The sequence below is a fragment of the Streptomyces sp. NPDC013157 genome, assembly GCF_042899865.1.
In the GTDB taxonomy this organism is placed as follows: Bacteria; Actinomycetota; Actinomycetes; order Streptomycetales; family Streptomycetaceae; genus Streptomyces.
Genome location: NZ_JBIBAK010000016.1, coordinates 180,520 through 200,222, shown reverse-complemented (window position 1 = coordinate 200,222; position 19,703 = coordinate 180,520). Strand labels below are relative to the sequence as shown.

At 72.0% G+C, this 19,703-nt stretch carries 16 protein-coding genes and 1 pseudogene; 10 read left to right on the top strand and 7 right to left on the bottom strand.

Annotated features, from left to right (window positions below; translation table 11 throughout):
- Positions 1–44 precede the first annotated feature (44 nt).
- Positions 45–470, bottom strand: a complete 426-nt coding sequence (locus ACFY6U_RS38110; protein WP_390045768.1) for a DUF4267 domain-containing protein — start codon at positions 468–470, stop codon at positions 45–47.
- A gap of 323 nt (positions 471–793) precedes the next feature.
- Positions 794–1,240, bottom strand: a complete 447-nt coding sequence (locus ACFY6U_RS38105) for an anthrone oxygenase family protein (protein ID WP_390045766.1) — start codon at positions 1,238–1,240, stop codon at positions 794–796.
- Positions 1,241–1,330: 90 nt separating this feature from the next.
- Between ACFY6U_RS38105 and ACFY6U_RS38100 the strand changes: the two genes are divergently transcribed.
- The 5 genes from ACFY6U_RS38100 (at position 1,331) to ACFY6U_RS38080 (ending at position 10,574) form a co-directional block, all read left to right on the top strand.
- Positions 1,331–1,909 (top strand): TetR/AcrR family transcriptional regulator, encoded by a 579-nt coding sequence (locus tag ACFY6U_RS38100; protein WP_390045764.1) that lies wholly within the window; start codon positions 1,331–1,333, stop codon positions 1,907–1,909.
- Positions 1,910–2,262: 353 nt separating this feature from the next.
- Positions 2,263–6,702 (top strand): NACHT domain-containing protein, encoded by a 4,440-nt coding sequence (locus tag ACFY6U_RS38095; protein ID WP_390045762.1) that lies wholly within the window; start codon positions 2,263–2,265, stop codon positions 6,700–6,702.
- A gap of 364 nt (positions 6,703–7,066) precedes the next feature.
- The gene (locus tag ACFY6U_RS38090; RefSeq protein ID WP_390045760.1) at positions 7,067–7,396 is read left to right on the top strand and encodes an antibiotic biosynthesis monooxygenase family protein; all 330 of its coding nucleotides are present in this window, start codon (positions 7,067–7,069) and stop codon (positions 7,394–7,396) included.
- A 580-nt stretch (positions 7,397–7,976) separates the two neighbouring features.
- The gene (locus ACFY6U_RS38085) at positions 7,977–10,109 is read left to right on the top strand and encodes a SpoIIE family protein phosphatase (protein WP_390045758.1); all 2,133 of its coding nucleotides are present in this window, start codon (positions 7,977–7,979) and stop codon (positions 10,107–10,109) included.
- A 33-nt stretch (positions 10,110–10,142) separates the two neighbouring features.
- Positions 10,143–10,574, top strand: a complete 432-nt coding sequence (locus tag ACFY6U_RS38080; RefSeq protein WP_390045756.1) for an HIT family protein — start codon at positions 10,143–10,145, stop codon at positions 10,572–10,574.
- A 115-nt stretch (positions 10,575–10,689) separates the two neighbouring features.
- Here the strand turns inward: ACFY6U_RS38080 and ACFY6U_RS38075 are convergent.
- Positions 10,690–11,229 (bottom strand): annotated as a pseudogene (locus tag ACFY6U_RS38075) (aspartate aminotransferase family protein); the annotation flags it as partial.
- On the opposite strand from ACFY6U_RS38075, the gene ACFY6U_RS38070 reads away from it, so the two are divergent.
- Both ACFY6U_RS38070 and ACFY6U_RS38065 read left to right on the top strand, forming a co-directional pair.
- Positions 11,229–11,495: a MarR family winged helix-turn-helix transcriptional regulator gene (locus ACFY6U_RS38070; RefSeq protein ID WP_390045936.1), complete on the top strand. Its 267-nt coding sequence runs from the start codon at positions 11,229–11,231 to the stop codon at positions 11,493–11,495. The pseudogene ACFY6U_RS38075 and the gene ACFY6U_RS38070 sit on opposite strands and share 1 nt — an antisense overlap.
- Before the next feature lie 115 nt (positions 11,496–11,610).
- Positions 11,611–14,019, top strand: coding sequence for a SpoIIE family protein phosphatase (locus tag ACFY6U_RS38065; RefSeq protein ID WP_390045754.1), 2,409 nt, complete (start codon positions 11,611–11,613; stop codon positions 14,017–14,019).
- A 7-nt stretch (positions 14,020–14,026) separates the two neighbouring features.
- Here ACFY6U_RS38065 and ACFY6U_RS38060 read toward each other — a convergent pair whose 3' ends face one another.
- Both ACFY6U_RS38060 and ACFY6U_RS38055 read right to left on the bottom strand, forming a co-directional pair.
- Positions 14,027–14,425 carry a hypothetical protein gene (locus tag ACFY6U_RS38060; protein ID WP_390045753.1) on the bottom strand — a complete coding sequence of 133 codons (399 nt, stop codon included), beginning with the start codon at positions 14,423–14,425 and terminating at the stop codon, positions 14,027–14,029.
- 72 nt (positions 14,426–14,497) lie between these two features.
- Positions 14,498–15,295 carry an SGNH/GDSL hydrolase family protein gene (locus ACFY6U_RS38055; protein ID WP_390045751.1) on the bottom strand — a complete coding sequence of 266 codons (798 nt, stop codon included), beginning with the start codon at positions 15,293–15,295 and terminating at the stop codon, positions 14,498–14,500.
- Between the two features lie 29 nt (positions 15,296–15,324).
- On the opposite strand from ACFY6U_RS38055, the gene ACFY6U_RS38050 reads away from it, so the two are divergent.
- Together ACFY6U_RS38050 and ACFY6U_RS38045 are read left to right on the top strand one after the other, a co-directional pair.
- Complete coding sequence (locus ACFY6U_RS38050; protein WP_390045934.1) at positions 15,325–16,770, top strand: BTAD domain-containing putative transcriptional regulator; 1,446 nt, start codon at positions 15,325–15,327, stop codon at positions 16,768–16,770.
- A gap of 94 nt (positions 16,771–16,864) precedes the next feature.
- Positions 16,865–17,029, top strand: coding sequence for a hypothetical protein (locus ACFY6U_RS38045; RefSeq protein ID WP_390045750.1), 165 nt, complete (start codon positions 16,865–16,867; stop codon positions 17,027–17,029).
- Between the two features lie 216 nt (positions 17,030–17,245).
- On the opposite strand, the gene ACFY6U_RS38040 is transcribed toward ACFY6U_RS38045, so the two are convergent.
- Positions 17,246–18,265 carry an aldo/keto reductase gene (locus tag ACFY6U_RS38040; RefSeq protein WP_390045748.1) on the bottom strand — a complete coding sequence of 340 codons (1,020 nt, stop codon included), beginning with the start codon at positions 18,263–18,265 and terminating at the stop codon, positions 17,246–17,248.
- A 129-nt stretch (positions 18,266–18,394) separates the two neighbouring features.
- Here ACFY6U_RS38040 and ACFY6U_RS38035 point away from each other — a divergent pair, with 129 nt between their 5' ends.
- On the top strand, positions 18,395–18,973 hold the full coding sequence (locus ACFY6U_RS38035; RefSeq protein WP_390045746.1) for a TetR/AcrR family transcriptional regulator: 579 nt from the start codon (positions 18,395–18,397) through the stop codon (positions 18,971–18,973).
- 182 nt (positions 18,974–19,155) lie between these two features.
- Here the strand turns inward: ACFY6U_RS38035 and ACFY6U_RS38030 are convergent, their stop codons facing one another.
- On the bottom strand, positions 19,156–19,581 hold the full coding sequence (locus tag ACFY6U_RS38030) for a TetR family transcriptional regulator C-terminal domain-containing protein (RefSeq protein WP_390045744.1): 426 nt from the start codon (positions 19,579–19,581) through the stop codon (positions 19,156–19,158).
- Between the last annotated feature and the right edge of the window lie 122 nt (positions 19,582–19,703).

The window sequence follows — 19,703 nt, the reverse complement described above, 5'->3', positions numbered from 1 at the left end:
GAACGGGGCGAAAGCCACGGATTGACCACGACCCGATCCGCGCCCTAGGCGGGCTGCGGGGCGGGTGTTGCCGGAGTGGCCGCGACCTTGCGGGTCTCGCGCATTATCAGCAGGCCGTTGACCACCATCAGTGTCGCGGTCAGGCAGTGGACGCCGAGCGCGGTGGCCACGGAGCCGTGGTGGGCCAGCACGGTGGCCATGTCGCCGTATGCGGCGAGGGACTCCACCAGCAGCACCCAGCCCAGCGCCCGGCGGTGGCCTGTCACCAGCAGGATGCCCAGGACCAGGGCCAGGACGACGTCGCGGATTCCCTTGATGATCAGGAAGCCGTCGCCGTCGCCGGACGGCCAGCCCGGCAGGCCGAAGCCCGGCGCCGTCGTCTCCGGGCTCAGGATGAATTCCGTCCCGAACCAGAGGATGAAGAGGATGAAGGCAGCGGCCAGAACGGTGTTGATCTTCTTCAGCGACATTGCTCTTCTCCTTGCGAGTCTTCGTCAGCTTGGTGAGCTTCGTGGACCCCGGTGAATCGTGTGGGGCCCGATCAGCCGCGTGGACGCGGCTGATCGAGGGGCGCAGCTTGCCGGGATCGCAGTCGTGGGATTTGAGCGGCAGCTGGACTCCTGGATGTCGGGATTTCGGTGGTCGGCCGCACCCCGAGGAGCGGGGATGGTGCGCCACCGGCGCGGCATCGGCCCGCGGGGTCAGAAATCCGAAGCCATGTCGGGCTCACCTCGACGAGGCGAAAGTCGTCGAGGTACAGGGGCGAACCAGTGCATGCCGGGCAGCGGTGGTATCACGTGAGGGCGGCGACCAGCAGGGTGAAGGCGGCGATGATGACGGCGACGCGGACGTAGTGGTAGCGGTCCCAGCGGCGCAACTGCTGCTTCCAGTCGGCGGGCCGGTTCTCGGGGGTCCAGGTCTTGTTTCGGTTGTTGATCGGGACGAGCAGCAGCATCGACATGACCACGCTGACGATCAGCAGGCCGGCGGCAGCGACGACGAGTCCGGCGCCGTGGTGGTGCCATCCGGCGATGGCCCAGATCGCGCTGAGGACGAGCGAGCCTATGTACCAGAACGGCATCAGGGCGCCGAGCATCCGGCCGCCGTGGGCGTGGCCGAGCTGGCCGCTGTCCTCGGGAAGCGCGTCCAGGATCCGGTTCATGATGAAGGCGACGGAGAACTCCACCCCCACCATCAGCCCCACGACGACGGTGGTGACGACCTCAAGCGCGTTGAGCATGGCGATCCCTCCGTGATCTAGCATTGCTAGCCGATGAGGCAACGCTAGTACTGCTACCGCTCGATTGTCTAGCGATGCTAGGATCGACTCATGTCGGTACAAGAACGCAAGCAGCGCGAACGGGCTGAGCGCGAGCGCCTCATCGTGGCGTCAGCCCGCGAACTCGCCGAACAGCAGGGCTGGGACGCAGTCACCACTCGCCGACTCGCCGAGCGCATCGAATACAGCCAGCCCGTCCTCTACAGCCACTTCCGCGGCAAGCGGGAGATCATCGGCGCCGTCGCCCTCGAGGGCGCCACCGAGATGGCCGCGGCGGTGCGGGCCGCGACCGCCGCCGTGGACGGCCCGCGCGCCCGGGTCACCGCCCTGGCCAGCGCCTACCTCGACTTCGCCGCACGCAACCCGGCGGTCTACGACGCCTTGTTCCAGCTCGACGGCGGCCTGGCGTACGCGCAGGAGGACACCCCCGAGCCTCTGAAGGACGCCTTCGCCGCCCTGCTGGAGACTCTCGGCGAGGTCGCCGGCGACGGCGTCCACCCGGGGCTGTTCACCGAGGTGTTCTGGGCGGCCCTGCACGGCCTTGCGACCCTGACCCGCGCGGGCCGCCTGCTGCCCGAGGACGCCGAGCCGAGGGTGGAGCTGCTGGTGGACCGGCTCGCCATGGTCTGACACACCGTCCCTGCGGGCACGCAACCGGGGTTCTCGGGCCCCGCGACGGCCTGCCTGCGGCAACGCTTCCGGTCACCCGCGTCCACGCGGCGCAGCCGCAGACAGCCGGGCCCCGCGCCCCAGACGGGGCGCCCGCCCCGGAGGCTGCGATGAGCATTGATCACGACCCGATACGCGCCGTAGGGCCACGCCTCGGAAGCCAAGAAAGCCTGGTCGATGTCGGTGTCCGGGTTGTCACGATGCTGACTTGCCCTCTGATGAGGTGGGGGCCGCAGTGCCCGGCCGGCGATGCTCTTGCCGACAAGTGAAGCAAACGGCCCTTACCGAAGCCTGGTTGAGGGGATCATCGGTCCATGGCCAGATTCGGGGGATATCGGCGCGGGCGCACGCTGCTCTTCGGCGTGGGCGCGGTCGCCAGCTCGGTGGCCACGGTGGTCTACGTCGTGTGGCAGATCGCCGGCGGCGGGCTCGGAGCGGCCGACACCACAGCCCTGTTGGGCCTACCCATCGGCCTTGCCTCGTTGCTGCTGACCATCATGGCCCTCCGCAGACCGGCCGAAGACGACAACGCCGACCACGTCCGCAGATGGGCGGACACCCTGGCCCACCAAATGCTCGAGACCGAGTCCTGGATGCTCCGGCGGCAGCTGGGCGTCGGCCCCGACCTCATCGACCTCACCTACAGGCTGCACCCGACGAGCAGCCGGGACGCCTCCGCCCTGCCCGCCGGACGTCTCGGCACCGATCCATCCGGCGCGCTTCCCGGCATCCGGGACTTCTACCTCTCTCTCCGACCCCGGCGCCTGGTGATCACCGGTGCGCCCGGGGCCGGCAAGAGCGTACTCGCCGTCGATCTCATGCTCGCTCTCATCAGGAACCGCGCAGAAGGCGACCCAGTACCAGTACGTATCCCAGTCGCTTACTGGGACCCTGCCAAGCCGTTGGACACCTTGCTGGTGGAGCATCTGACCCTCGTCCACGACTGGCCCAGGAAGATGGCTGCCGACCTTGTCCACCAAGGCCTGGTGCTTCCCGTGCTGGATGGTCTGGACGAGATGCCGTCCACCCAGCGCGACTCCCTGGTACCGCTGTTGGGCCGATGGCTGTCCGGTTTCCCGGCGCATATCGTGACGTGCCGCAGGGATGCCTACGACGAACTGTCCGACGTGGCGGCACGCGCGCTGGGCACGGCGGTGGTGGTCGAGCCGCTGTCGGCGTCCACCATCGCCGACTGCTTGCGCAGGGCCGACCCTGGAAGGGGCTGGCGGACCGTCGCCGAGGCGGTGGAGAGGGACCCAACGGGGCCGCTGGCCCTGGCCCTGTCGTCGCCGATCGCGCTGATACTGGCCCTCACCAGCTACTCCGGGCCCGGACACCGCGAACTCGTCGAGCTGACGGATCGCGGGGCGTTTCCCGACGCTGCCGCGGTCATGGCACGTATCTTCGACACTGCCGACCCGACGGCCAGCTTCGATGGCTGGGACGGCTCCGAGGCGAGGCAGCATCTGACGCTGCTGACCGACGCCATGGGACGAGAGAACGACGGTGCGCTCCTGTGGTGGCGTATGGCGCGGACCTGTCAGTCCCAGGGCGTGCTGTGGGGCGTACGGCTCGGACTGCTGCTGCTTCCGCTGCCACTGATCGCCGCGGTGAACCCTTCGCTGGCGACCGTGACTCTTTTCCCGTGCGCGGCAACAGGCATTGTTGCTCCGGCACTGCTCAGGCGTTCGGTCCCTCTGTGTCTGAGACTGCCCGGCTTCGGGAGAACGGGGCGGGGAGGCCGTGTCAGGAGGGTGGCGGCTGCCATCGCCTCGGGCGCGGTGCTTGGTGCGGTGCTCTTCGTCGTTCCCTCGGCACTGCGTGGCGAGACCCTGGGCACTGCGGTGTCGACCCCTGGGAGAACGATCCTTCTGGTGTGCTGTGCCCTCATCGGATGTGTGATCCCATGTGCGCGTCCCAATGCCGACCCTGAACCCGGGCGGTCGGGCGGCGACCTGAGCCGGGATCTCTGGTGCGCGCTGGCTGTCTCGTCCGCTGCGGCCTTTCTGCTGTATCTGCCGTCGGCGCGTTTCGCCTGGCCGACACAGGTCCGGCACGGCGGCCTGCTCACCTGGTTCGTATGGGTGGTGCCCCCGCTCTGCCTGTTCATGGCCTTTCTGCTCACCGGCAGCGCGTGGGGCCGGTACCGGCTGGTCCATTTCCGCCTGGCGCTCGACGGCGAATTGCCCTGGCGGTTGCAGCGCTTTCTTCAGCACGTACAGACACGAGGGCTGCTCATGCCCGCCGACGGGTACGGAAGCGGCTGCTATGCCTTCCGTCACCGCATGGTCCTTGACGTGTTCGCCGCCCGGGCCGTGCAACTGCCCCACCTCCGAGCCGTGCAGAGGTTTCAGGCGGAGATCCGTGCCGAGGTCCTGGGCCTGCCAGAGTCCGTCGCCTATCGCGCGTACCGGGCGGACGGTGACCCAGAGGCGGCGACCCAGGCAGAAGCTCGCATCGAGACACTCACCCAACGTGTGCTGGACGAGGAGCTCGCCGCCGTCGCGAGCCCGGGACGCGATGCCTACCAACGATTTCAGCGTGCCCAGGAGCGGATGAGGGCCGCGGTGCGTCGGCCATGGTGGGCCCAGCCCACCGCAGCCCAAATCTACGCGGCAGTCGCTCTCGTGGCCGGTGGCGTCGTCTGGGGGGCCGAACTCCTGCTGGTGGGCGCCCGCGAGAACCTCGGGGCGACCGAGAGCGCGGCGGTCGCCGTTCTGGTCGTGGGTCTCGCGCTCTGGCTGCGGCAGCGGCGCGCTGTGCGGCCTCGGACGCGTGGTTCCCAACTGCCTCCGTGGTACCGCGCCGGCGTCGTGGTGGGCGTGTACTGCGCGCTGGTCCCGCTCCTTGCTCCGGTTGTTTCCGACGGCCTGCTGAGGACGGCGCTTCTGCCTGCCCTGGGCGTGGGCTGTGTATCCCTCCTTGCCTGGCTCTACGCCCGGCCGCATGTCGCACGGGCCCGTGCTCTGGGCGACGACGATCCCCGCGGCTGGCCCGTTCTCCCCCGTTCCCGGGCCCGGCATCGTGAGGCCGCGCTCCAGGCGCGCCGGGACTGGCTGAACGTCGTAGCGCGGGACGGAGTCATGCCGCTGATCTCGAGTCGGCTCCGGGTAAGCGAGGACACCACGACGACCCCGGCCTTCCCCGCCATCGATCTCTCCCGTCTCACCGGCACGCGTCACTCCGACAGCTTCGTCGAGACAGCCGCGTCCCAACAGGTCGCCTTCGACCTCGGGGAGCTGGACAGTGCCAGTATCGGTGTCAGCGGGCCGCGTGGGGCGGGTAAGTCGCATCTGATGGAGCGTTTTTGCACCCCCGGTCCCACCTCCACCTCCGAAGACCTGCTGGTCCTGGTCGCGGCGCCTACCTCCTACGATCCCCGCGAGTTCCTCATCCATCTGTTCGCAGAGCTGTGCCGGGGCATCACGGGTGACTCGACTGCCGAGGGTGGCCGGCCCGGTCCCGACCCGGCCCCTCGCCGAGCGCGGGCATTCCGTATCGGCGCGGGCGTCACCACGGTCGCGGGCGTCGCGACGGTCGCGGTCACTTTGCTATGGCCACAGCTCAACACGGCCGTAGCAACCGCCGGCGCACACCTGCGTGCCTTGCTGATCGCAGGTGGTATCGCACTCGTCTGCGCAGGACTCATCTGGACCTTGGTATTGTCCGCCCGCGCCGGGCACCGAGCCCCTGACTCTTTCGCGGATGCCGAAGCCGTGGCGGCTCATTACCTGCGCGCACTGCATTACCAGTTGTCGGTGACGCGTGGCCGAAACGCCCAACTCAGTCTGCCGGCAGGGCTCCAACTCTCCGACAGCGCCGAAGTCCAGCACACCGAGCAGGTACTGACCTACCCCGAACTGGTGGCCCGCTTCAGAGCGTTACTTGACATGATCGCGCTGGAGCGCCGACATGCGGGCGGGCGCGTCGTCATCGGCATCGACGAACTCGACAAGCTCGGCGACGCCCAGGCGGCCGAACGCTTCCTCAACGACCTCAAGGTCGTCTTCGGTATCAGAGGCTGTCACTTCCTTGTCGCGGTCTCCGAAGACGCCCTGACAGCCTTCGGCCGGCACGTGGTGGATATCCGCACGGCTTTCGACAGTGCCTTCGACCAGCTTGTCGCCGTGCGTCCACTGGACCTCGCGCAGGCACGCAGGCTTCTGGAACTGCGCGGTGTGTGGCTTCCAGACCCGTATCTGTGGGTGTGTCAAATACTCTCCGGCGGGCTGCCGCGCGATCTGCTCCGCACGGTGATGAGCCTGGCGACCGACCGGGCGCTGCACAACACCACGGACATGCGCGCGCTGGTGCTCCGCGTGATCGAGGACGACGTCCGCACCGTGCTCTCCGCCCAGAGCCGCCACACCTCCGCCCTCACCACTGCCCAGGCCCCCGCTGTCGCCCGCTGGATCGCGAGCGCCTCCGAGGCCCCAACCCACGCCGACGCCTGGGAGGAGGTCCTCGGCAACGCGCCCCTCATCACTGCCGGCGAACACGAAGCCGCCAAGGCCCTCACTCAAGTGCGGGCTTACCTGGGACTGGGGGCTGTCCTCCTGCGCACCTTCGCCGACGACACCTGCGATCGCCTGCCCCTCCGCCTCGAGGCCCTGCGTAACGCGGGCCCCGAACCCATCGACCGCCTCACCGCTGCCCGGGCCAAACTCGCGGCAGAACCGGAGGCTGTATGGGCCGCTGTCAACCACTACCGCCGGCAAGTCCTGCGCCTTGCCCCCTTGCCGGAACCACAGTGAGCCCGTGCGCTCCCAAAGCCGGTGCCTCCTGGCTCATCGGTGATCTCGTCGGGCTCAGCGGTTTCGTTTCAATCGGCGGACGGATCAGGCGGATCGCCACCGTCTTGTGGATCGCCACCGTCTTCTCGTAACGGGTAGCGATGCCGCGCCACTGCTTGACGACCGCGCGGATGCCGCGTGGTCGGGTGCTCGCGGATCGCCCGTGAGGTCATCCAGAACGACACCCAGGGGGGACCTGGCCGACCAGGGCCACGCCCCCTACCAGGACCTGGAGGCCCTCGCAGCGCATCGACTGCACCATGCGCCCAGGCACAAGGCGTAGTCGCTCACGCTCTCCTGATCACCCTTGCGGCAGGATGGGGGCATGAGCGTAGTCAAGATCAACGTACTGGAAGTACCGGCGGGACAGCGGGAGACGCTGGAGAAGCGGTTCGCCCATCGCGCCCACGCCGTGGAGAGCTCCGACGGCTTCGAGTGGTTCGAGCTTCTCCGTCCGGTTGAAGGCACTGACAACTACCTCGTCTACACGCGGTGGCGCGACGACGAGTCGTTCCAGGCGTGGATGGAGGGGCCCATGAAGGCGGCGCACCAGGGCGGCGGTGAGGAGAGTGGGGAGAAGCCGAAGCCAGCAGCGTCGGGTTCGACCCTGTGGTCCTTCGAGGTGGTTCAGCAGGCCGAACCAAAGAACGCCTAGATCAGGCCACCTAATCTCCATCACCGATCGGGTGCACGTTGGCGTAGACCATGGGTCCTTCGACTGCGCGATCCGTCGGCTTCCCCGCGTACGCCGCTCCCAAGCTCCAAAGGCGCCCCACTGATCGTCTCGGATGTGGGAGTGGGTCTCAGCCTGTCCTCGGCCGAGGACAGAGCGCGTGCAGCCGGGCCTCTTCCTCGTCGAGGAAGAGGCTCAGTCATGTCGGTCCACGTCTTGAGGGCCCGCCCGCCGGTGCCGGCCCTCAAGTTGAGCTGTGGTGCCTGAACCGCTGGAGTCAACGGTCTGGTGGGCGTACCACAAGCGCGCAGTCGGTCGCGGCGTGGTGGATGGTGAGCATCCGGGTCCTCCTGCATCGGCCGAGGGCTGTTTCCCTAGCCCGCACGCCCCCCGCCGAACCGGGCCCGGTGGGGACGGCCGCAGGCACCGGCAGACCCGGTGTTGCCGTGAGAAGGTGTGCGCATATTGTCGTGAATGCGTGGTATACGCCGCCGTAGCGGGGCCCGGGAGGGGCTCCGTGCGGCGTCCGCCGCCCACCGCACACGACCGGAGGACGAACGTCATGCGGCTCCGTGCCCGGCCCAGGGACGACCTCGCGGTCGACGATGCCCTGGGCGTGGCGCTGGCCGACATGGTCCGCCGGACGGGGGCGGCGATCGGCGGCGTCTACCTCGTCGAGGAGCCGGCCGCGCTGCTGCGCCTGGTGGCGCTGTGCGGGCTGCCCGTCGACTTCACCGTGCCCTGGCAGCGGCTGTCGCTGACCGCCCCCGTTCCGGTGGCCGACGCGATCAAGGAGGACCACCTGGTCTGGGTCGGCTCCCAGGACGAGATGGCGCGCCGCTACCCGCGGGCCGCGACCGTCCTGCCGTACCCCTTCGCGCTCGCCGCGGCCCCGCTGCGCGGGGTGCGCCGCCGCTGGGGCGGGATCGTGCTGATGTGGCCCGCCGACCACCCGCCCCGGGCCACCGCCCGCGAACTCCACCACATCATCGCCGGCGCCCGCAGGCTGGCCCGGCTCCTGGACGACTCGCCGGTGCCGCCCGCCCTCCCCGACCGGCCGCGTGTCGTACCCGTGGACGCCCAGCACCACTCCGCCCAGACCGCGCTGGCCGCCGTCGACTTCCTCGACCGGCTCCCGGAGGGTGCGCTGGCCCTGGACCTGGAGGGCAGGGTCACGTTCATGTCCGCCCCGGCCGCGCGGCTGCTGGGCCGGGACGCAGACCGGCTGCTGGGCACCCGGCCCTGGCAGTCCCTGCCGTGGCTGGACGACCTGAGGTACGAGGAGCGGTACCGGCTGGCGGTCGTCAGCCGGGCGCCGGTCTCCTTCAGCGCGCTCCGCCCGCCGGACCGGTGGCTGACCTTCCACCTCCACCCGGACGCCAGCGGCATCAGCGTGTGGATCACCGCCGGGGAGGAGACTGCGGCAGCCGGCGCGAGCGGGCGCGTGGAGCCTGCCCCGACCAGGCCCGGACGCCTCTACCAGCTGGTCCACCTGGCGGCCGCGCTCACCGAGACGGTGACCACCCAGGACGTGGTCGCGCTGATCGCGGACCAGATCCTGCCGGCCTTCGGCGCCCAGGGGCTCGTGCTCAGCATCGCCGAGGCGGGCCGCCTGCGGATCGCCGGGCAGCACGGCTACCCCGCAGACGCCGTCGAACGCCTCGACGCCCTCCCCCTCGACACCGGTGTCACCCCGGCGGGACAGGTCCTGGCGAGCGGCGTCCCCGCCTTCTTCGGCAGCCCGGCCGAGCTGGCCAGCAGCTACCCCCGGGCACCCAGGATCAGCGGGAAACAGGCGTGGGCCTTCCTCCCCCTGATCATCTCGGGGCGCCCCGTCGGCTGCTGCATCCTCTCCTACGAGCACCCGCACGTCTTCACCGCCGACGAACGCGCCGTCCTCACCCCGCTGGCCGGTCTGCTCGCCCAGGCCCTGGACCGGGCGCGCCTCTACGACACCCAGCACCACCTCGTCCACCAGCTCCAGCAGGCACTCCTGCCGCGCAGCCTGCCCACCGTGCCCGGTCTCACCGTCGCCGCCCGCTACCTGCCGGCCGGGCACGGCATCGACGTCGGCGGCGACTTCTACGACCTGCTGCGCCTGGACGACACGTGCGCGGCCGCCGTCATCGGCGACGTGGAGGGCCACAGCATGGCCGCGGCCGCCCTGATGGGCCAGGTCCGTACCGCCATCCATGCCCACGCCACCGCCGGCGCCGCCCCGGACCAGGTCATCGCCCGCACCAACCGGCTGCTCGCCGACCTCACCCCCGACCTGCTGGTGACCTGCCTCTACGTCCACCTCGACCTGGCCCGCAAGGAGCTGACCCTGGCCGGCGCGGGCCACGTACCGCCGCTGCTGCGGCCGGCGGCCGGCCGGGCCCACCCCCTCTACCTCGACCCCGGCCCGCCGCTGGGCGTCGACGCCTGCGCCCGCTACCCCCTCACCCGCGGCCCGCTCCCGGCGGGCGCGGTCCTCGCCCTCTACACCGACGGCCTCGTCGAACGCCCCGGCACCGACGTCGGCCACGCCACCGCCGGCCTCGCCGAGTACCTCGCCCGCGCCGACGTCGACGACCTGGAGCGCCTCATCGACGGCCTCGTCCGGCAGGCCTGGCCGGCCGGCGGCCACACCGACGACCTCGCCGTGCTCCTGCTGCGGTCCGGGAGCCCGCACCCGGGCACCGGGACCCCCTGACGGGCTCTCGGGCCCCGGGGGGATACTCGCCGCATGCCGACGCTCTTTTCCCGGATCCTCGCCGGAGAACTGCCCGCCCGGTTCGTCTGGCAGGACTCCGAGGTCGCCGCGTTCCTCAGCATCGCCCCGCTGACCCCGGGGCACACCCTGGTGGTGCCCCGGCGGGAGGTGGACCAGTGGACCGACGCGGACGGCGAACTGCTGGCCCGCTGTGTCACGGTGGCGCAGGCGATCGGCCGCGGCGTGCGGCGCGCCTGGGACGCGCCCCGGGCCGGTCTGGTCATCGCGGGCTTCGAGGTGCCGCACCTGCACATCCATGTCGCGCCCGCCTGGGGCATGGCCGAACTCGACTTCTCCCGGGCCCGCGTCGAGAAGGACGAGGCCGCCCTGGACGACGCCGCGGCCCGGCTGCGCACCGCGCTGCGCGAACTCGGGTTCACCGAGCAGGTCGCGGCCGTCGGCTGACCGGACCCCCGGCAGGGGGTGGTGAACACGTCGTGCGCCCGCCGGTCGCCGGCCCGGGTGACCCCGGCGACGACGGTGTGCGCGTCATGCCCACCGGGTGCGCGGTCGCTCCGGACTAACGGGCGGCCCCCCTCGGCCCGCTCGGATGTACGACCAGCCGCTCCACCCGTTCGTGCAGGTCCTCGACGTACTCCTCCGACTCCGGCTTCATGAGGACGCTGCGCAGGATCCGGGCGCCGTCCGCGTCCGCCGTGAGCTTGGGGTGGCGGGCGGCGAAGGCGGCGCGGTCGGCCTTGAGGGTGCTGAGGAAGACCGGGTCGGGGGCGGCCATGCCGTCGGTCAGGACGCGGGCGGAGGCGGCGTCGATCGCGGTGAGGGCGGCCGGGTCGGTGGCCGGGAAGTAGGTGACGATGTCCAGTTGGGGGTGCTGGTAGAGCTCCAGGACGTCCGACGCCCCGATCAGGTCCGCCCAGCGCAGGGCGGCCCGGCGCCCGGCCGCCAGCACCGTGCCGAGGCCGTCGGGCGTGGGCGGCAGGAGCCGGAAGGTGAGCCACAGGGCGGCAGCGGCGGCACCGGCGCGGGAGCACTCCAGGCTGATCTCGCCCAGGTGGAGCTCACCGGAGGTGAAGTAGGTGTACGGCGAGTCGTGCAGGTATCACGCTCACCAGCAGCGGCACCACCCGCCTGGTCGACCGCATGGAGGAGGCCGGGCTGGTCCGCAGGGTGCCGTCCCCCGGCGACCGGCGGGTGGCCCTGGTGGAGCCGACCGCCGAGGGGCGTACGGCGTTCCTCGGCGCCGCCGCCGTGCACGCCCGGGTCGTGGAGGAGTTCTTCGTCGGGCCGCTGACGGCCGACGACTACACGCGGCTGACCGGCGCGCTGGCCGCGATCGACCGGGCCCTGCGCGAGGACACCGGCTGACGGGCCGCACCCGAGGGCGGCGCCCCCGGCCGAGGCCCGGCGGGCGGCGCCGCCGGTTGTAGGGGGTTCGGGGCGGCGGGATCCTGGGAGGGGTACCCGGACAGCCGGAGGCACCATGGAGGGACACGTACCCCTCGTACCGGAGGACCTGGCGGTCGTCGTCGACGCCGGCGGGGCGGTCCTGGTGTGGAGTACGGGCGCCCGGCGGCTCCTCGGGTACGAGCCCGCCGAGGTCGTCGGCCGTTCCGTGCTGACGCTGCTCGCCGCCGACCTGCCGGTGTCCGCGCGCCGGCACCTCGCCGACGGGCAGCGCTGGTCCACCGAGGCGGCACTGCTGCACCGCAACGGCGACCGGATCTTCGTACACCTCCAGGGCATTCCGCTCGACGCCGGCACCGGCCGCCCGCTGTGGCTGGTGACCGGTGCCGTGCCGGCGCCCCCGTCCGGACGCGACCAGCCCGGGGCGGGGGTCCTGTGGGACCTCACGCTCGCCCAGCTGCCGATGCCGGTGGCGATCTACGACCGGGAGGCCAGGCTCGTGGCCGCCAACGAGGTCATGACCCGGATCATGGGCCTGCCCGTCGCGGAGATGCGGGGCAAGACCCTCTCGGAGATCGAGCCCAGGCAGCCGTGGCTGGAGTACGACCGCCTCCAGCGGCAGGTCCTGCGCACCGGGAAGCGGATGTTCCTCGAGGAGCAGAGCCAGGCACCCGGCGAGATACGGGAGCACTCCTGGTCGATGTACTTCTCCGCGCTGACGGACGAGACCGGCGCCGTGCAGGGCCTTTCCGCAGTCGTCTTCGACACCACGGAGCAGTACTGGGCCCGCCGCCACCTGGCTGTCCTCAACGACGCCAGCATGCGCATCGGCAGCACCCTGGACGTGACCCGCACCGCCGAGGAACTGGCCGACGTGGCCGTGGCCGGGTTCGCCGACTTCGTCACCGTCGACCTGCTGGAGTCCGTCGCCCTCGGCGACGAACCGGAGCCGCTGAGACCGGGCGAGCCGGTCGCCGTGCGCCGGACCGCACAGCGGTCGGTCCTGGCGGGCTGCCCGGAGTCGGTGGCCGACCCCGGCGACGCGTTCCGCTACCCGGTGAACACGCCCCCGGTGTGGACCCTGCTCGCCGGCCACGGCACCCGCCACCGGCCCGGCGACCCCGGCATGCAGGAGTGGCTCAGGAGCTCCCAGGCCCGCGCCGACACCGTCGCCCGGCACCGGATCCACTCGGTGCTGATGGTCCCGTTGCGGGCCCGCGGCGTCACCCTCGGCCTCGTCCACTTCCTGCGGCACCGCACGCCCGAGACGTTCACCGAGGACGACCAGCGGCTCGCGGAGGAGATCGTCGCCAGGGCCGCGGTGAGCGTGGACAACGCCCGCCGCTACACCCGCGAACGGCACACCGCCCTCGCCCTGCAGCGCAGCCTGCTGCCCGGCCGGCCGCCCGGCCTCGCGGCGACGGAGGTGGCCTACCGCTACCTGCCCACCGGCGCCGGCGCGGACGTCGGCGGCGACTGGTTCGACGTGATCCCGCTCTCCGGCGCCCGGGTCGCCCTGGTCGTCGGCGACGTCGTCGGCCACGGCATCCGCGCCTCGGCCACGATGGGCCGCCTGCGTACGGCGGTACGCACACTGGCGGACGTCGACCTCGCCCCCGACGAACTCCTCACCCAGCTGGACGACCTGGTCATCCGGCTCGACCGCGAGGAGGGCCCGGAGGTGCCCGGCCGGGCGGAGGCGGCGTCGTCCGGCGAGGTCGGCGCGACCTGCCTGTACGCCGTGTACGACCCGGTGACCCGCCGCTGCACCATGGCCCGCGCCGGCCATCCGCCACCGGCCCTGGTCACCCCCGCCGGCGACGTCCGCTTCCTGGACCTGCCGGCCGGGCCGCCGCTCGGCCTCGGCGGCCTGCCGTTCGAGTCCGCCGAGGTGGAGCTCGCGGAGGGCAGCGTGCTCGCCCTCTACACCGACGGCCTGGTGGAGACCGCCGACCACGACATCGAAGTGGGCCTCGGCCTGCTCCGCCGGGCCCTGGCCGACCCGGCCGCGCCCCTGGAGGAGACCTGCGACCAGGTCCTGGACACGGTCCTGACCGGCCGTCCGGCCGACGACATCGTCCTGCTGCTCGCCCGGACCTCCGCCCTGGACACCGCGAAGGTGCGCACCTGGCAGCTCCCCCAGCACCCGGCCGCCGTCGCCGGGGCCCGCAAGATGGCCTGCGAGCAGCTGGAGGCCTGGGGCCTGACGGACGCGGCCTTCGCCACCGAACTGATCGTCAGCGAGCTGGTGACGAACGCGGTCCGCTACGGCGACGGCCCGATCGCCCTGCGCCTCATCCGCGACGCCGCCCTCATCTGCGAGGTCTCCGACGGCAGCAGCACCGCCCCGCACCTGCGCCGGGCCCGGGTCTACGACGAGGGCGGCCGGGGCCTGCTCCTGGTCGCCCAGATCTCGGAACGCTGGGGCAGCCGCCAGACACCGACCGGCAAGACGATCTGGGCGGAACAGCCCCTCACCTCCTGAGCCGTGCCTAGCGGGTGAGCGGCCGGTCGCGTCGCAGGGTGTCGGTCACGGCGGACACGACGGCGGAAGCGACGAAACTCCCCGCCATGACCAGCACCACCCCGACCATGAACAGCCCACTGGAATCGCCCGACCAGTCGACGTAGGCGGCGAGCGTCAGACCCACGGTCGTACCGCCCACGGCGGCGGCACTGTGGCCCCGGGCCGCCGCGCAGCACACGGCGGCCAGCAGGGTCGCCACCAGCCCGGCGACCTGCCACACCGCGTACGGCCCGCTGACCGACCCGTCGGCCCGCACGTCCTGGCCCTGGTCCCAGCCGAGCCAGGCGGCCCAGGCCACCACCGACACCCCGGCCAGCACGAGTGCCGGCGCCATCGCCCGCAGAACGGGCCTGTGAACTCCCATGTCCCCAGCGTCCCGGCCGGGCACGGGCGCCGGACAGAGTACGGATACTCAGGACGGGAACGGCGGGGCCACTCAGCCCGTGACCTCGTTGAGCCGCGCGTCGTAGCCCGCCAGGTAGCCCGTCAGGGTGGGGTGGAAGACCGCGGTGCCGGCGTTCAGGTCGTTGATCCAGGGATCGGAGCCGCACGCGCCGTGGCCCTGGAACGTGGCGCGCATGTCGATGAACTCGACCGCCTCCGCGGCCGCCGCGGCCTTGGTGCCGTCGGCGAGCGCGTCGGCCAGCCCGTTCATGGCGGTGCGCTTGGCGGTGTCGAGGTCGATCACCGGGCAGGTCCCGGTCATGGACAGCGTCTGCGGGTAGCCGAGGACGATGACCCGGGCGTTCGGCGCCTTGGCCTTGATGCCCTTGTACAGCCCGGCCAGGTCGGTGACCATCTGGTTCCTGGCGTACGACGACATCCACAGCGTCGCCGTGTTGCAGTAGCTGTCGCTCTGGGTGAGGCACGCCTGGACCACGGAGGAGAACTGGGCGTCGTTGCCGCCCACGGTGAGCGTGACCAGGTCGGTGCCGCTGCTCAGCGCGGACAGCTGCTTGGCGCGCACGTCCGCTGTGGTCGCGCCGCTGCAGGAGACGTCCGTCAGCGTGTAGTCGGAGTGCGCGGCCGCCCACAGCGCCGGGTAGTCGAGCGAGCCGCGCTTGCAGTCGCCGCCGGCGCTGCCGTAGTAGTCCGCGCCGACCCCGGAGGCGTACGAGTCGCCCAGAGCCACGTACTCCTGACCCGTCGCCGCCTGGGCGGGCGTGCTCATCATCCCGGCCATACCGGCGAAGGCCAGCACCGCGCCGGCGACGGTCGACGTCAATGTGCGCATGAGTTCCTTGAGTTCCTTCTGGATCGGAGCTGCGGGTCGCGATCCTCGTCCAGCAGGGCCAGCCGGAAACGGCGATCGACGTCGCCGAGAGCCTCGTGCTCAAGGCCCCGCTCCGCGAGACCTCCTGGGCGCTGCTGATGCGCGCCCTGTACACGGCCGGACGGCCCGTCGAGGCGCTGAAGCAGTACGAGCGGTTCCGCGACATGCTCGACACGGAGCTCGGCCTCGACCCCAGCCCCCAGCTGCGGGACCTGCACACCGCGATCCTGCGGCACGACGTCGTCGTCCTCGGCACCACCGCGCCGCAGTCCCCGCCTCCGGGGCCCGCCCTCACCTGCTCCCGCACCCATCCGCATCCGGGCTCCGCGGCCGCCCCCTTCGTGGGCCGCGGAGAGCAGATGGCGCAGCTCGCCGCCCTGCTGTCGGTCGCGACGGCGAACCGTCCCCAGTGGGCCGTGGTCGGCGGGGAGCAGGGGTCGGGCAAGACCCGGCTGCTGGAGGAACTCGCCGCCAAGGCCGCGGCGGCCGGGTTCACCGTCGCCCGTACCCGGGCCGGTCAGGCGCTCAGCGGCAACCGGGGGATCGTGCAGACCTGCCCCACCGTCCAGCTCCTGGACGCCTTGCGGCAGGACGGCAAGGACTCCGCCGAGGACGAGGTCGCACAGAAGGACCCCCTCGCCACGGTCGTCCGGGAACTCACCCAGGCGCCCACGCTCGTCCTCGTCGACGATCTCGACCGGGCGCCCCAGGGCTTCCACCGGCTGCTGCGGCGCCTCACCCAGGTGCTGCGGGAGGCCCCGGTCGCCTTCGTGTGCACCCTGCGCAACCCCGATGCCCCCGTCTCCAGCATGCTGCTCGCCGAACTGGCCCTGCTCGGCGCGGTCTGGCTGACCCTGGAGCCGCTGACCGCCGACGACGTGGCCGACCTGCTCACGGCGCACGGCGAGGATGCGCCGACGGAGGCGGCAGTGGCGCTGCACCGGCGTGCCGAGGGACACCCGTTCGCCCTGGCCGAGTTGCTCCGACTCCCGCCGGCCCGGCGCATCGGGCCGGAGACCCAGGTACCGGCCGCCGTGCGCAACATCGTCCACGCCCGCCTGGTCGAGCTTCCCGAACCGGCCCGCACCATGCTCACCTACGCCGCCGCCGACGGCGATCCGCTGGACCTCGGTCTGCTCGCCGACGTCCAGGGCATCGCCCCGGACCAGCTGCTGCACCTGATCGACGCCGCCGTGACCGCCCGGATCCTGGTCTGGGACGGCGACCCCGGCGCGCCCGGCACCGGCCGCTACCGGCTGCCCGAACTCTCCCGGGACGTGGTGCTGAGCACCCAGACCCCGTCCTCACGACAGCTCCGGCACGCCGCACTCGCCCGCGCGCTCGCGGACCGTGCCGGCACCGACCCGGCCCGTCTGGACCGGCACCGCCTCGCGGCGGGTCGGACGGCACCGCCCGCACCGCGGGAAGAGCCCTGAACCACGACAGAGACTGCTGTCCCCATGGCCCTCCGTCTCTCCGCGGATCAGCGGATCAGCGGATCCCCGGCCCCACACTCACCCGGGAGTCGTGATGAACACCAAGACGGGACCCCAGCTCTGCCCCGGCGCCAGCCGCGCCAACTGGTACCAGGACGACTTCGGCGGCGACCCGATGGAGGTCAACGTCGTCGTCCTGCACACCCCGAGGGCTACACCCTGCCCGGCTACGACGGCGCGGCCACCGCGCCCAACCTGACGGCGGTCCGGACCTCCGCGATGATCCCGGTCGACTCGGGTAGGGAACAGCTCTGTTCGCAGCGGCCTTGGCCGGATGTGGAGCTGAACGTGATCGACGGCGTGGGGCACACCGGCAGTCCCGCGAGGCACGGGGCGGTCCTGGCGGTGATCGCGCGGTTCGGCCGGTTCGGTCAAGGCGGGTGACCGGGACCGGACCGAACCGGCCGTGCGCTGGTCAGCGGCGGCGCAGGGCCGGGTCGAGGAGGGCGGGCGGGGTGTCGTACTTCTCGTGTGCGGCCAGGTCGGTGCCGGGGGCGACGATCGCGTCGATCGCGTCCAGGACGTCCGCGGAGAGCACGGTGTCGGCGGCGGCGAGCTGGGTGCGCAGGTGGTCCTGGGTGCGGGGGCCTATGAGAGCGCTGGTGACGGCGGGGTGTGCGGTCACGAAGCCGAGGGCGAGCTGGATCAGGGTCAGCCCGGCCCCGTCGGCGACGGCGGCCAGCCGCTCCACGGCGTCGAGCCGGGCCTGGTTGGCGGGCAGGGTCAGGTCGAAGCGCTCGGGAGCGAGCGCGGAGCGGCTGGTGGTGATGGGCCGACCCCTGCGCACGGCGCCGGACAGCCAGCCGGAGGCCAGCGGGCTCCACACCAGCACGCCCATCCCGTACTCCTCGGTCACGGGCAGGACATGGGACTCGACGCCCCGCTGGAGGAGGGAGTAGCTGGGCTGTTCGGTGACGTACCGGCTGAGGCCGTGCTCCCGGGCGGCCCACTGGCCCTGCACGATCCGGTACGCCGGGTAGGTCGAGGAGCCGAAGTGGCGGATCTTCCCGGCGCGTTGCAGATCGGTCAGCGCCGAGAGAGTCTCCTCGTCACTCGTGGCCGGGTCCCAGCGGTGTATCTGGTAGAGGTCGACGTGGTCGACGCCGAGCCGCCGCAGGCTGTTCTCCAGCTCGGTGACCAGCCACCGCCGTGAACCGCCCTGGTGATTGCGCTCGTCCCCCATCGGCATGCCGGCCTTCGTGGCCAGCACGATGTCGTCACGGCGGCCGCCGATGGCCTTGCCGACCATCTCCTCCGACTCGCCCTGCCCGTACATGTCGGCGGTGTCGATCAGATTGATCCCGGCGTCCAGGGCGGCGTCCACGATCGCGGTCGCCTCCTCCTGGGTGGTCTGCCCGATGGCCCCGAAGTTCATCGCGCCGAGCCCGAGCGCGCTGACCTGTACACCGGTACGGCCCAAGGTGCGGTACTGCATGGCTTTTCTCCTCACAGAACGCAAACGGGACGACGTCCCGTTTCATGTCTTCGACGATACGGAACACTGTCCCGTTTAGCAACGCCCCGATAGAGTGACGCGGACGGAGCACCCGATGAAGGACGCGCGATGAAGGACGAGGAGCAGGCGGTCCGGCCCCGGCGGGCGGACGCCCGGCGCAACGAGACGACCCTGCTGGAGGCAGCCGCGGCGGCGTTCGTCGCGTCCGGCGTGGAGGCGCCGGTGCGCGACATCGCGGCCCGGGCGGGCGTCGGCACGGCGACCATCTACCGGCACTTCCCGACCCGCGCCGACCTGATCATCGCCGTCTACCGGCACCAGGTGGAGGCCTGCGCCGAGACCGGCCCGGCCCTGCTGGCGACCGCCCCGAGCCCGTACGACGCGCTGCGCCGCTGGATCGACCTCTTCGTGGACTTCCTGGTGACCAAGCACGGGCTCGCCGCGGCCCTGCGCTCCGACCAGGCGGGCTTCGACGCCCTCCACGCCTACTTCCTGGACAGCCTGGTCCCCGTCTGCACCCGGCTCCTCGACGCGGCGGCCGAGTCCGGGGAGATCCACACCGACCTGGCCGCCATCGAGCTGATGCGCGGCGTCGGCAACCTCTGCATCGGCGCGGAGAACGACCCGGGCTACGACGCCCGCCGCCTGGTCGGCCTTCTCGTCACGGGGCTGCGCCACCCGGCGTGACGTGCCGGGGTCGGTACCGCCCCATGCATCGCGCCCTCGCCTTCTCGCCGCTCCGCCTGATCCCCGACCCGCCGCTTTCGGGACAGGAGCACCTGGACGACGAACTCCGCACCCTGGTCCGGGCGTTGCTCGCTGCCGGCCGGCGGGGCGCCGCACCTCCGGCCCGGATCAGGTCCCCCGGATCACGTCCCCCGGACCGGGCCGGCGAGCGCGGCGTCGATCAGTGCTTCGAGCTGTCGCGCGACCCGGTCCAGCGGCGCCGTGTCGCGGCGTGCGCGGCACATGGAGATCGCGCCCTGCACCGAGGCCACGACGAGGGTCGCCGGCTCGGGGGCCCGGCCGGGGTCGGCGCCGTGGTCCCGCAGGGCAGCGGCGAGCAGCCCCTCCCAGCCGTCGAACGCCCCGGCCGCGGCGATCAGCGCGGGCGGGATCTCGTCGCCCGGCGGCGGCTCCTCGACGGAGGCGGCCAGGACCGGGCAGCCGGCCCGGAAGTCGCTGGCCACGACGGTCCCGCGCCACAGCCCGAGAAACGCGCGCAGTCCAGCGACCGGACCCGCGTCCAGCTCCTTGCGCAGCAGCCGCTCGACGGCCGTGCCGGCGTACCGCACCGCCTCCGTCGCGAGCTGCTGCTGTCTCCCACGTCCTCGACTGGGAACAACTCCCCGAGGCCCTCCCGGAGAAGCACCTCAAGCCGGTCTCCGTACGGGACCCGCCTGCCGTGGCGTGACCC